The following is a 12,660-nucleotide window of genomic DNA, read 5'->3' as shown; positions in this document are numbered from 1 at the left end:
ACGTAGGCTTTCTTTGTAAAAACGTATTTCATTGCTGGAAACCTATTCTTAATTAAAGAATAAGGTCATATCGTTGCTCCACCAGTGATTTACCAAAGTGATTAGAAGGCCGCTCTTCTGTCAACTTAAAACCGAATTTTTTATATAAATGATGAGCCGTAGGTAACTCATCGGTAGTCCATAAATAAACAGCGTTATATTCGCACGCTTTCGCAAAATCAATAAAAAGTTGCATCAACTTATTTCCTAAACCAAGGCCTCTGCATTCCGGTTCAAAATAAAAGTAACGAAGTTGTGCCCTGTTATTCTCGCGGTGCATCAATAATAGAAATCCCACTATCTTATCACCCTGTTCACAAATCCAAACCCTATCTAATTCGGGGTTATAATTTTTATAAAATTCATACAGGCCCGAACCCACATACGTCTCAAATGCTACTCCATAATTATTTTCCTCACCATACAGTTTCCCATGCCGATACATTACGTAGCCCAAATCTCCAGGTCTAATATCCGTTCTAATTGAAATTTCATTTAATTTATGATCCATTTCCATGTGCGTTTATGCCTTTATATTTCCTTTGGGAGTTAAACCATTACCCTATGATACCTCACGAGCCCCGGAATACAAAGCTCTTCTTCCAACACCCCGGTTCGAGCAAACGCAGCCCATATCGCCCGCAAGCTCCTTCCTTCCGTTAGTAACTCTTCGGCCGACTTTCCCTTGCATAAAAGAGCATCGTTCCATAGTTGTTCGCTACCGAATAATAGCGGAATATCTATAACATGAGCCGCTTTGAAAGGATTATCCTTTGTCCCCCAGTCGATCTGGTATTCGTAAACAGATCGACCGGAATTCAACATCAGTTGTGCAAACACCTTGCCCGGCGTTCTGTATATCCAGTCGGTTGTTTTACGAATTAGCCATTCCAAAGAAGGCTTGCCAAGCAATGGTATACCGGCTAAATGCTGTAAAGGTTTGAGAAAAGGCGCGAAAAGAGCGGTTTCACGATCTGTCCACCCGATCAGTACATCCCATTGCCCCGCACGCTGCCGCCAGACCTCCTCTACCCTATCTTCCATCGGTAAGGGCGGGTGTCCGTACTGGACACCAAAAGGCATTTCCCCTTTCAAGCCCACTCGTTTCATGGAAAACAGCATCGTGTTCTGCAAAGCCAAAAGCTCCTCTACAGTCGCATCTTTCGCCAAACCCTCCATTTTTCGTATCATCGATTTAGTGATGGCTGTCTTTCCTTTTCGTATACCTAAAGGAGCGCTTTGAATAATAACACGGTGAAATAACCCCTCTATTCCCTCTGCCGACATTACATGGGCAATTGCGTCACCCCCAGCAGATTGTCCAAAAAGCGTAATATTTCCCGGATCGCCACCAAATGCTTCAATATGTTTTTTGATCCAGCGCAAGGCCGCTATGATGTCCAATAATCCAAGGTTAGCTGGTATATCATTATACCCCCCAAGAAAACCAAATAAACCCAAACGGTAGTTGATATTGACCACAATAACCTGTTGTTCGCAAACCAGTAATGCCGGATCATACACCGTCGCATCACCTGCACCCGTAAGATACGACCCACCATGAACCCAGACCATGACCGGCCTAGGTGAAGATGACCGATCCTGCGGAGGAAGCGTTATCGAAAGATGCTGACAATTTTCATTCAAGGGTAAACCATTCAGCATATCCATTCCCAGCACCTCTCTCAATATAGGAGAAAAAGATTGCGGACAAGCTGGCGACCATTTGGTAGCCGCGTAAGGTTCCCCCCATCTTAAAGCAGTTGTTTCCTCTGGTTTCTGATAACGTTCGGCCGTCGCATAAGGAATACCTGTGGCACGTATAACATTTCCGTCCCGCCACCCCAGTATTGTACCCTCCGAGGTTTTAAAAGCAATATCAGTCATATATAAAAAATAGCAAGCGATTCATTTGAGTTAAAAATATCCGTAGCTGCGAATTTATAAATTAGGCAGATATGATTTAACATTAAATCCATTTATTTTCTACCGTGAATCCGGCCCTTCAACTGTGCGCCAGAGAACAGTGAGTGTACGTTTTCGAACATAAACGAATCTCTAAAAAACACATATTACACTGATAAACAAATACTTAAATAAAATGGAACAATTATGCTAATTATTGGCATAGGAACAATAATTAAAAAACAACAGATTAAAAAGTAAATATTATGAAAACGTTCATCACCACTATCGTAGTAGCCTTCATGCTAACAAGCGGCACATTTGCCACTACAATCGAAAAAGTTAAACGCTCTAAAATTGCCGCCATTAACCTTACATTGGAACAGTATACGAATGCCGTATCCAAAGGACAGGTAGCAGGTATCGATCAACTGTTCTGTGAACAGTTCCACCAACGTTACACCGGCAAAAAAAAGACTTTTATCTTCAATAAGTCAGAGTTAGTAGGATTTTTGAAAGGAAATAAAAACTTTCAGCAGGATTGTGAAACAGATTACAGCATAGTAGACGAAAATAACGGTATGGCCATTGCCAAGGTAACAATGAAATACAGAAACTTTTCCCGCGTCGATTATGTAACCATCTCACAGAATGGTGTTGGTTATCAAATCAGCCAAATTGTGAGCACCTTTGAATAAAACATCGTATGCTCAAAGATCCAATTAAGGCCCCTGGTATTTATGCCAGCATCTTAATTGGGTCTTTCGAATCACAACTAAGCCTGTATTTCATCCACCACAACCATGGTGCAATTGTTACAAGCCCTACGCGATTCATTGACAGTCCTATATCAGTACTTTATTCTAATCAGACCCCAAATCTTCCGTTTTGCTAGCTTTGCAAATAAGTCTCGATTCTATACGCAAATTCCTTTAACAGCTGCTGATCCACTCGCTTTGCGCGACACCGACAAACTTCTTCCTTTCGAAACTCAAATGTAACCTCCTCGTTCATGATATCTACAATGCACATCTGTGTTTCCTTTTTAGTGGTCATATTAACGTTATAAAAGTCACCTCTTACTTTCATCCAAAAACTTTGCATAATCCATTCAATTTAAATCTTTACTTCCCTATTTTTCTTAAACAATTTTAATGTATCTATTTAAAACGATCAGATTGCAAATTATGTAACAAGCTATTACACAATTTCTAATAATTTTCTTAAGCAGTCCAAAATTCGTCAGCAACAACTTATGCAATTATCATACCATTGGAGTACCTTACTGTTCTCCGATACTACCTTTTGGGGGATGGCTTTGCAATAAATCGAGATTAAAATTAAGTTGTAACAACATAGTAGAGAGGTGCTTAAATTTTATCTAAAAATTACGGTATAATACTATAAAAAAGCAATCCATGTGTCTGATTATTCATTGCGTAAAGATTTCACAGGATTAGCGGCGGCTGCGCGTATAGCCTGCCAACTCACAGTGAGCAACGCAATCAGCACGATAACCAGTGCTGCGAGGGCAAATATCCACCACTGGATTTCCATTCGATAGGCAAAATCATCCAACCATTTATTCATTACCCACCAAGCAATCGGCATAGCAATCAGGATAGCTAAACCCACCAGTTTAATAAAGTCATTTGACAAAAGTGCTACAATATTTGTCACCGATGCCCCCAACACTTTCCGAATACCGATTTCTTTCACCCGTCTAGCAGCGGTTGCAGCTACCAAAGCATAGAGACCAAGGAACGAAACGAAAATGGCCAATAAGGTAAAATAGTTAAACAATTGGTTGGTTACTTTGTCCTTTCTGTATTTAGCTGCATAGGCCTCATCTAAGAAAGAATAATCAATTACACGATCCGGGAAAAAGCGTTTCCACAGGCTTTCCACCTTAGACAAATCCTGGGGTGCTATTTTCATTGAAATTGCCGTGGCCGGAAAGGTATTATAGATCATCACCAAGGGTTCCACCAGATTATGCATCGATCTGTAGAAAAAGTTCTTCACTACCCCCACTACTTTGCCTTGATGACCCCACCCCTCCAGAGGTTGGCCAATCGCATCCTTCCAGCCCATATTACGTACAAAACTTTCATTCACCAGAAAGGCTTCCTCTTTATCTCTAAGTAAACTGTCAGATAAATTTCTACCAGCAACAAGGTGAATCTGTAACAGGGGTATAAAGTTCGGATCAATCAGGAAATAGTTAGACATGAATTCCCTTTTCTCACCCTTGCTCCTAGCAAAAGTAGTAGCCATAGCCAGATCGTCTTCCTGTAAACCACTACCCCTCGTTAGGCCTTCCAATCCAGGTAGCTGCTGTAAGGCTTCATAAAAGCCATTCACTTGACTTCGATATATGCTGTCTGTAGGCACCCGTATGCTCAGCATTTGGCCTAAATTAAAGCCCAAATCGGTCTTGGTTACATATTCCATCTGCCGATAAACCACTAGCGTACCGGTAATCATCGCCGTAGCAATCACAAATTGAATTGTAACAATCCCTTTACACAAAGCAATCCCTCTCAAGCTGGTTTTCCAATTTCCTTTCAGCACCTCAACTGGTTGGTAACCTATAACCGCAAGAGTCGGATAAAGAGCCGCCAGCAAGCTGGTCAAGATAAACATGCTCAGTAAAAACAGTCCATATTCTTGCCACGAGAATACCATGCCGGTATTCAACAAAGCATTGAAATGTGGGATCAATAGCAATACCAGTGTAATGGCGCCAGCCCAAGCCAAGCCAATCAGCAAAAAAGACTCCGTCAAAAATTGTCCGATCAATTGAAGCGGGCGTGCTCCACTCACTTTACGAACCCCTACTTCCTTTCCTCTCTCTACTGTCTTGGCAGTAGATAAATTGATATAATTGAGCAAGGCAATAAAGAGAATAAAAAACGCCAACAGAGAAAAAATATAATTAAACTGCTTGCTGCCTTTAGGCGTGTCCATCAGCTTGCCGGTGCTGAAATGTACATCACCAAGCTCCTCTACCAGAAAACGTAAATGATAATCTTTTGACCATGTTCGATCCAGTTCCGGTTGTGCGTATTGCTTGGCAATCCTCTGTAATTTAGATTCAAAGTTTTTCAAGTCAGTTTGCTGCTTAAAAAGCACAAAGGTGTATAGAGGAAAATCCATGTCAGACCATGTAGTTATCTCCGAAAATTTGGCCGAAAGCATCCCCTCTATCCTAATATCTACGTTAGGTGGCAAGTCGGCCACCACCGCCGTCACGCGGTAGGGTTTATCGTTACAGCGCAATGTGTTACCTATAGCTCGCTCGGGTGTGTCGAAATATTTCCTCGCGATACGTTCTGTTAACACGATGGTGTTAGGGGCCGTCAAGGCATCCGATGCATTCCCCGCAATAAAAGAAAAGGTGAATACCGAAAACACCGATTGGTCTACTTCATAGAAGCCATTTTCCCGAATCAGCTCATTCCTATACCGTACAGCAGCAGGAGAAGATTCAATACGTACAGCAGATGCCACCTCAGGATATTCACGCTGCAGCACGTCGGCTAAAGGATACGGACTGGTAGCAAATGCAAGATCAGATTCGGGCGTATATACAGTGGTAGTCAGTCGCGCTATGCGATCAACATTCAGATTATGTTGATCATACGTCGACTCATAGCGAACAAAGAGGAAAATAAGCAAACAGGCCCCAATCCCTATCGCTAAGCCTGCCATATTGATCATGCTATACAGCTTGTTCTTCCATAAGTTACGCCAAGCTATTTTGAAGTAGTTTCGTATCATGTAGCTAAATAATTTTTGTTACACGCGTTCCTCTGCAAGGCCACAATAAATTTGCCAAGAAAAAAATCGTGCAAAAAAAGATTATCAGTAGCTATCCATTCCAATTGGTGTACGGAATCGTACATTGGCCGTTCAGATTCGGACTGTTGTATTTTTAGCCAATTAAAATAAAACAAAAAATTAAGTTTGGCACTTTATATTTCAAGCCAACAGATAGAATTAATTTTCAAGTGCAACGCTTTAAACAAGTAAAAAATGAGAGTAAAACGGATTGTTACGAATATCAACACAGAAAATATCTCAGAAGCCAAGAAATTTTACGGTGAAATACTTGGTTTAGAAAGCCTAATGGATCATGGCTGGATTGCTACCTACGGAAATGACGTTAAAATGCAGGTTCAAATCAGCTTTGCAAATGAAGGGGGCTCTGGTACACCAACGCCCGATATATCTATCGAAGTAGATGATGTGGATATTGTTCTTCTTCAAATGAAAGAAGCTGGATTTAAGATAGAATATGGACCAGCTACCGAGCCTTGGGGTGTATATCGTTTTTACGTTAGAGATCCCTTCAATAAACTAGTGAATATACTTTCGCATATTGGCTAACACCATAATAAATAGAGACAAAAATTACTTACCAGTTAGCGATTTAATATGATATTGTTCTTTTAATACATTAAGTAACACTTTCTTGTCGATTCCCTTTGGTGCCTTAAGTGTCAAATTCATCCATGTATCGCTTAATACAACAAGGTGATCATCGCGATATAAACTATCCATTAACTGTTGAATTGAACCATTTTTTACTTCAAGTAAATCGACTGATCCATTTTTCAATTGAGAAAGCTCAAAAACTTGCTCTTGCTTATCTAAATATCCCAGTTCATGAATAGACAACGCAAATCCTTCTCGGTTAATATTTACAACTTCCTTATTATGAAATAAAATCAATGATAACGTAATAATCAATCCATTCCAAATGCTGTGTTGTGCAACGCCCCACCAAAAACCCAATTTCAAACGTGTATAACTTAGCAACAACCCCCCAAATAACTGCGAACCAACAATAAGTGGCGCAATCAGAAAAAAAAGAAATTCCTTATTGGTATAGTTCATTAAATGAACTATACCAAACAAGAACACAAATGTATACAAGATATATTTATAGTTCTGTAACCAAAATACCTGAGGTTGTAAACGGAACAAACTTTCTATTTTACGCCATATCCAATTCTTATTATAACGAAGCGGTAAACGGAAAATCAGTTCTTCGAATAACGGCGCGAGGATAACTGCATATAAAAAAATCACCCATAATTTCGTGCCTAACAATGGCATTTGAAATACGAACAGATACTTCTCTATCATATACAATATCACCAGTATAAAACCTACAAACAGCACCTTATATAATATGGCCGATAAGAAGACTCGAATTTTATCTTTTCTAGTTAGCTGCTCCGGGAAGAACTCCACGGGTTGTTTAATAAACGTATTTATTTTCTTAATTTCATCTAGAACAGCATGCATATTTAATTATACTTTGATTCTGCAATATAATTAAAATAATTATTTCACACTAAGCTTAAGATTGTACATTTCCACATCCTCTTCTCCCACTACTTAGCCGCTAGTTATTTGTTAGAAACCCATATTTGCTAGCCAAAAGGCGAATATAGTGTGGATATACCGTGACGATTGGGCGAATAGGACATGAAGGAGGCTCCAAGTGTGCCGCTCACAAATCAGGCGCAAAGCCCCTCTAATTTTTTTTTAGTATCTTTGCAACAATGAGAAAAAAAGAACTATACAATAGTACGTATCGCTTATTTTATCGAATCAGAAAAACATCCTTAATTAATATCTTAAAAATCCCTCCATGCCGCTTTTAAAGCACCGCGGTTTTTAGTTCACAAGATGCATTTTTTTGTTAGGCAACATTAACGCTATCGATATATCCTTATCTATAGGCCACATCTTTATATACATTGTATCTCTGTAACCATTAGCAGGTTCGCCCATAATCCGGGAGACGAGTAGCATTACACATTATCCAGCAAGTAGAATAAAATCCCCTTAATATGAAAGAAAACAGACCCGTAAAAATAAAGGTCGAAGATTTGGTGTTAATTTTTGGAAAGAATAAAGAAAATGCCCTGCAGATGCTAAAAGAGGGCAGCATCAAAAAAGAGATCCTATCTAAAACCCAGTGTACGGTAGGCATCAACCAAGCAAATTTTGAAATATACGAAGGTGAATTTTTTGTCATCATGGGGCTCTCTGGCAGCGGAAAATCAACCCTATTACGCTGCTTAAACCGGTTAATAGAGCCTACGTCCGGAAACGTTTATGTGAACGGCGACAATATAACGCGCAAAAGTCACCGGGAGTTACTGGATGTCCGCCGCACGGAAATGAGCATGGTATTTCAGAAATTCGGTTTGCTCCCCCACCGAACAGTCTTAGAAAATGTTGCTTTCGGTTTAGAACTCCGCGGGGAAGATAAAGAAACCCGCGAGACCAAAGCCCAGCAAGCGATAGACACCGTTGGATTGCATGGGTTTGAGCGTCAATCACCCGCACAGCTTTCCGGAGGCATGCAACAGCGTGTTGGCCTAGCCCGGGCCTTAACAAATGATCCTGAAGTGCTACTTATGGATGAAGCTTTCTCCGCACTCGACCCCTTGATCAAAACCGAGATGCAAGACGAATTACTTGGCTTGCAAAACAAACTCAAAAAAACAGTAGTATTCGTTACACACGATTTAGATGAAGCTATCAAGCTTGGTGATCGCATAGTGATTATGAAAGATGGCATTATCGAGCAAATCGGCACGGCAGAAGAGATCCTTACCAATCCCGCTACACCATACGTAGAAGCCTTTGTTAAGAAAGTAGACCGCAAAACCATCATTACAGCGGGCACCTTAATGCATGAAAAGCCAACGCATGTACGATTTGGAAAAGATGGCCCCGAAGGTACCCTGCGCAAAATGCGCAGCACCGGCTTAGACGTACTACCTGTGGTTGACGAACAAAATACATTTCTCGGTTTTGTATGGGTAGCCGATGCTGTACAATGTGCCAACAGGCAGGAAAAAACGGTAGAAAGTATCCTGTTGACCAATGTGCCTACCGTAAGCATTGAAGTGACCGTAGAAGAGATGCTGCCACTCATTACCGCTACCCGATCGCCCATTGCTGTCATCGACTGGGACAGCAAACGCCTGCTGGGCATTGTCAGTCAAAATTCTGTGGTCATTGAAGCCACCCGATTTAACGAGCAAGAGATTACTAAACTAAAAGAACACGCGAATAACAGTTAAGATATGGAAAAAACAATCGACATCGGACAATACGTAGCCATCGCGGTGAAGTGGCTTATGGCAAATCTACGACCCTTATTTGATTTTATAAAAACCACTGGAAACGCGGGTATTGAAAGTATTGAGTGGGTATTGGTAAGCGTTCCATTCTATATCACAATCGCCCTATTTACAGCCGTAGCTTGGAAATATGCCGGAAAGCGTATTGCCACATTTACCTTATTAGGGCTGGCATTGATCTATCTCATGGGATTTTGGGAAGAAACGATGCAAACCTTAGCCTTAATTATCTCCTCTACCGTCATCGCTTTAATAGTGGCAGTACCGCTCGGAATATGGTCAGCAAAGAGTCAAACTGCACAGCGCATTATCCGGCCGCTTCTCGATCTGATGCAGACCATGCCCGCCTTTGTTTATCTCATCCCCGCGGTGCTTTTCTTCAGTATCGGAAAACTACCGGGCGCTTTTGCTACGATCATTTTTGCTATGCCGCCTGCCGTACGTTTAACGGCCTTAGGTATCCAGCAGGTTCCCGGTGATGTGTTAGAGGCAGCACGCTCATTAGGTGCAACGCAAAAACAAATATTGTTTAAAGTAGAACTCCCATTAGCATTAAAAACCCTTCTCACTGGCGTTAACCAAACCATCCTACTTTCCTTATCCATGGTGGTCATCGCCGGCATGATTGCCGCAGGCGGCTTAGGAGAAAAAGTATTGGAAGGTATTAACAACTTGGATATTGGGTTAGGGTTTGAAAGTGGTTTGTCGGTCGTTATTTTGGCTATCATTCTAGACCGTATTACACAAGCCTTCGGCAATAAAGGATTAAATTGACAAAGATGATAAAACACAAACTATTAGTTATAACTATTTTATGCAATATCCTATTGAGCTGCGGCGAGCGGATCAACAAACGGATCAGCATGGGGATGGTAGAAGGATGGGCAGAGGGCAATGCGATGACCTTGGTCACTAAAGAGTTCCTCGCCCAAAAAGATTATCATGTTGTTACCCATAAAGCAGCACCTAATCTCTTACTAGCATCTATGGATAATGGAGATACCGACGTTTTCATGAATGTTTGGCTGCCAACAACCCATGGCGATAAAATTGCACCCTTTAAAAATATTTTCAGCGCAGGGGTCAACTACGAAGATGCAAAGCTAGGGCTGGTAGTGCCAAAGTATGTAGACATCAATTCCATTGAAGAACTGAACGACAAGCGTGATAAATTCGGCAGCAAAATCATCGGTATCGAACGCGGTTCAGGGATGGCCACCTATACTGACAGTGTGTTGTTAGCGTATAAACTAAATTACCGACAATTAAATTCTTCCATGATTGCGATGGCTTCAGAGCTGCAGAAGGCTGTCAATGAAAAGCGATGGGTGGTGGTTACCGCCTGGCAGCCCCATTGGCTATTCGGCCGTTTTGATCTCAAGTTTCTTGAAGACCCCAAAAAAATATATGGAGACACTGAACATATCGAAACGTTTGTCAGAAAAGATTTTGATAAAGATTTCCCAGAACTATATCGCTATTTTCAACACGCATTCTTCAACGAAGAAATAATGACTGATTTGCTCACCAAAATGGAAGCCGGTAAAAATAAAAAGGAAACCGCCAAACGATGGGTAGAAGAACATCAAGAGCTCCTTCACTCTTGGTGGGGTAAAGAATGATCCGAATTAAATATAGAAAAGGGGCAATCCTTTCGTGAATGCCCCTTTAACTCGTCCAGAAACGCTGCTATCAAATTTCTCCTGAACCAAACATCCTATTTATTATTTACAAAGTAAATTTCGTACCCACTTCCTTTCCGTTCACAATATCTAAAATTACATTGGCTCGCTTCCCGTTTGCAATATAAGTAGGAATATTCATCTGTGCTGTCTTTTTTGCAATCTTCAGTTTAGATTTCATGCCACCTCGACCTTCCGCTTCGCCTTTTGTACTTTCCTTAACAAATTGTTCTACCGGTTCATCAACAGCCACCTGTTTAATAAGTTCACTGCTAAGATCCGCCGGATGACCATTAAAGAAACCCTCTGCATCGGTCAGGATAATCAGCATATCAGCATCGATCAATTCGGCCACAAGACTTGCCAGTTCATCATTATCCGTAAAAGTAGACATAGATAAAGATACCGCATCATCTTCATTTGCGATCGGAATAACGCCCTCTCGCAAAAGACCTTCATAGCAATTGGTCATATTTTCCCGGTGCCTACCGGGATCAAAGTCGCGCTTCGTAGCAAGCACTTGTGCGCAGCGCATGCCATACGATTGAAAAAGCGTATAGTAATGGCGCATCATACGTGGCTGCCCAATAGCAGAAAACACCTGTCTCCTTACTATTTTGTCCTGTGTCTGCAATTCGTGGCGCATCACCTCCTTTCCCGCAATAACAGAACCGGAAGAAACCAGTACAGTGAGGATATCATTTTCATAGAGATAAGCAATCTGCTCTACCAGTTTATTCAAAACAGTACCCACAATACGGTTATCCTTATTCGTGAGCACATTTGTACCCACTTTGATCACCACCCGTTTGATTTCTTTGTGTTCCTTAAGCATAATCAAACTCCTTGCCCAGTTCTACAGCACGGTTAAAAGCCGCGTAGGCTGCTTCCTTAATCATTTCCTTCACATTATTATCCTCCATCGAGTCAAGTGCAGCCCGAGTGGTGCCACCTTTAGAAGCAACCTTTGCCATCCAAGCATTCGGGTCCAGATCAGACGAGCCGAAAAGCTCCACTGCACCAGCAAAAGTTTGGTGCACCAGCGTGCGTGCTTCGCGGGCAGAAAAGCCCATGTTGAGTGCAGCCTCCAACATAGACTGCATAAAATAAAAAATATAGGCAGGGCCGCTGCCAGAAATACCTGTCGACGCGTCAATGTCCTTTTCCGTATCTAAATAAATCGACCGTCCGGTGGTGTCCAAGAGTTGTTCAATCATAGAAAGTTCCAATCTCGAGACATGCTCCGCAGCGGTAAAAGATGTCATGCCCAGTCCTACCTGCGCCGGCAAATTAGGCATTGCCCTAACTACTTTCGTTACGCCCAGTCCCTTTTGTATTACCTGAATCGTAACGCCAGCCATGATCGATACAAATACCTGTCCCTTCTTTACCAGTGATTTCATTTCTGCCATTAATCCCTGTGCATGGTTCGGTTTCACGGCAATTAATATCACATCTGCTTTGGGTAAGCATTCTTTTAAGTCGGCATAAGCATCCAGCAGCGGATGTTTTTTCAATTCCGCCACGCGTTCGGCCGACTTGTCCAGGATCATCAGATCCTTGGCTTTTAAAAATGTTGATTTTGCAATAGCTTCCGCGTAGGTGAAGCCCATATTCCCCCCTCCAATTACTAGTACCTTCATAGACCTGTAATTTTTTAATAGATTTAAATATACGGAGACGCTCTCCGTTTTTTAACCAGGTGGTGCAATCATCATGCAAACAAGGCAACAATCTGGAAAAAGTTTAAAAATATCGCGAATCGTCGCTAACCATCAGCTATTCGTTACACATTATATACCCTATCTTTCCATAAATCCAAAAAAAGCCAAGCGCCCATTATAAAACAACGTTTTTCAATG

At 41.5% G+C, this 12,660-nt stretch carries 11 protein-coding genes and 1 pseudogene; 5 read left to right on the top strand and 7 right to left on the bottom strand.

The features are described from left to right. Window positions 1–52: 52 nt before the first annotated feature. Window positions 53–550, bottom strand: a complete 498-nt coding sequence (locus BMY50_RS01310; RefSeq protein ID WP_093323431.1) for a GNAT family N-acetyltransferase — start codon at window positions 548–550, stop codon at window positions 53–55. Between the two features lie 38 nt (window positions 551–588). Next, a complete protein-coding gene (locus BMY50_RS01305) occupies window positions 589–1,926 on the bottom strand; it encodes a carboxylesterase family protein (protein WP_093317133.1) in 1,338 nt (445 codons plus the stop codon). Window positions 1,927–2,210: 284 nt separating this feature from the next. Here BMY50_RS01305 and BMY50_RS01300 point away from each other — a divergent pair, with 284 nt between their 5' ends. Next, window positions 2,211–2,642, top strand: a complete 432-nt coding sequence (locus BMY50_RS01300; RefSeq protein WP_093317128.1) for a nuclear transport factor 2 family protein — start codon at window positions 2,211–2,213, stop codon at window positions 2,640–2,642. A gap of 193 nt (window positions 2,643–2,835) precedes the next feature. Here BMY50_RS01300 and BMY50_RS01295 read toward each other — a convergent pair whose 3' ends face one another. Beyond that, window positions 2,836–3,048, bottom strand: coding sequence for a hypothetical protein (locus tag BMY50_RS01295; RefSeq protein ID WP_093317123.1), 213 nt, complete (start codon window positions 3,046–3,048; stop codon window positions 2,836–2,838). Window positions 3,049–3,372: 324 nt separating this feature from the next. Continuing rightward, window positions 3,373–5,727 carry an ABC transporter permease gene (locus tag BMY50_RS01290; RefSeq protein WP_093317119.1) on the bottom strand — a complete coding sequence of 785 codons (2,355 nt, stop codon included), beginning with the start codon at window positions 5,725–5,727 and terminating at the stop codon, window positions 3,373–3,375. Between the two features lie 255 nt (window positions 5,728–5,982). Here BMY50_RS01290 and BMY50_RS01285 point away from each other — a divergent pair, with 255 nt between their 5' ends. Continuing rightward, window positions 5,983–6,336 carry a VOC family protein gene (locus BMY50_RS01285; protein ID WP_093317115.1) on the top strand — a complete coding sequence of 118 codons (354 nt, stop codon included), beginning with the start codon at window positions 5,983–5,985 and terminating at the stop codon, window positions 6,334–6,336. Between the two features lie 24 nt (window positions 6,337–6,360). Here the strand turns inward: BMY50_RS01285 and BMY50_RS01280 are convergent, their stop codons facing one another. Then, window positions 6,361–7,260: a CPBP family intramembrane glutamic endopeptidase gene (locus BMY50_RS01280; RefSeq protein WP_093317109.1), complete on the bottom strand. Its 900-nt coding sequence runs from the start codon at window positions 7,258–7,260 to the stop codon at window positions 6,361–6,363. A 551-nt stretch (window positions 7,261–7,811) separates the two neighbouring features. On the opposite strand from BMY50_RS01280, the gene BMY50_RS01275 reads away from it, so the two are divergent. From BMY50_RS01275 to BMY50_RS01265, 3 genes are read left to right on the top strand one after another with little or no spacing between them, the layout of a single operon-like run. Further along, window positions 7,812–9,056, top strand: a complete 1,245-nt coding sequence (locus BMY50_RS01275; RefSeq protein ID WP_093317105.1) for a quaternary amine ABC transporter ATP-binding protein — start codon at window positions 7,812–7,814, stop codon at window positions 9,054–9,056. 3 nt (window positions 9,057–9,059) lie between these two features. Next, entirely contained in the window at window positions 9,060–9,890 is an 831-nt protein-coding gene (locus BMY50_RS01270; protein WP_093317102.1) for an ABC transporter permease, read from the top strand. Window positions 9,891–9,895: 5 nt separating this feature from the next. After that, window positions 9,896–10,738, top strand: a complete 843-nt coding sequence (locus tag BMY50_RS01265; protein ID WP_238383638.1) for a glycine betaine ABC transporter substrate-binding protein — start codon at window positions 9,896–9,898, stop codon at window positions 10,736–10,738. Window positions 10,739–10,844: 106 nt separating this feature from the next. On the opposite strand, the gene proB is transcribed toward BMY50_RS01265, so the two are convergent. Next, entirely contained in the window at window positions 10,845–11,633 is a 789-nt protein-coding gene (gene proB, locus BMY50_RS01260) for a glutamate 5-kinase (RefSeq protein WP_093317097.1), read from the bottom strand. Then, window positions 11,626–12,447: pseudogene (gene proC, locus BMY50_RS01255) on the bottom strand (pyrroline-5-carboxylate reductase); the annotation flags it as partial. The gene proB and the pseudogene proC, both read right to left, overlap by 8 nt. Window positions 12,448–12,660: the final 213 nt, after the last annotated feature.

Origin of the sequence: Olivibacter domesticus (assembly GCF_900109575.1) — a bacterium.
GTDB classification, from domain to species: domain Bacteria; phylum Bacteroidota; class Bacteroidia; order Sphingobacteriales; family Sphingobacteriaceae; genus Olivibacter; species Olivibacter domesticus.
Note: the sequence above shows the minus strand (reverse complement) of the source record. Positions and strands in the feature narration are given on the sequence as shown.

Coding starts and splice junctions, on each gene's coding strand:
- BMY50_RS01310 (WP_093323431.1), bottom strand. CDS start 550: ATGGATCATAAATTAAATGAAATTTCAATTAGAACGGATATTAGACCT.
- BMY50_RS01290 (WP_093317119.1), bottom strand. CDS start 5,727: ATGATACGAAACTACTTCAAAATAGCTTGGCGTAACTTATGGAAGAAC.
- BMY50_RS01285 (WP_093317115.1), top strand. CDS start 5,983: ATGAGAGTAAAACGGATTGTTACGAATATCAACACAGAAAATATCTCA.
- BMY50_RS01275 (WP_093317105.1), top strand. CDS start 7,812: ATGAAAGAAAACAGACCCGTAAAAATAAAGGTCGAAGATTTGGTGTTA.
- BMY50_RS01295 (WP_093317123.1), bottom strand. CDS start 3,048: ATGCAAAGTTTTTGGATGAAAGTAAGAGGTGACTTTTATAACGTTAAT.
- BMY50_RS01300 (WP_093317128.1), top strand. CDS start 2,211: ATGAAAACGTTCATCACCACTATCGTAGTAGCCTTCATGCTAACAAGC.
- BMY50_RS01280 (WP_093317109.1), bottom strand. CDS start 7,260: ATGCATGCTGTTCTAGATGAAATTAAGAAAATAAATACGTTTATTAAA.
- BMY50_RS01265 (WP_238383638.1), top strand. CDS start 9,896: ATGATAAAACACAAACTATTAGTTATAACTATTTTATGCAATATCCTA.
- proB (WP_093317097.1), bottom strand. CDS start 11,633: ATGCTTAAGGAACACAAAGAAATCAAACGGGTGGTGATCAAAGTGGGT.
- BMY50_RS01305 (WP_093317133.1), bottom strand. CDS start 1,926: ATGACTGATATTGCTTTTAAAACCTCGGAGGGTACAATACTGGGGTGG.
- BMY50_RS01270 (WP_093317102.1), top strand. CDS start 9,060: ATGGAAAAAACAATCGACATCGGACAATACGTAGCCATCGCGGTGAAG.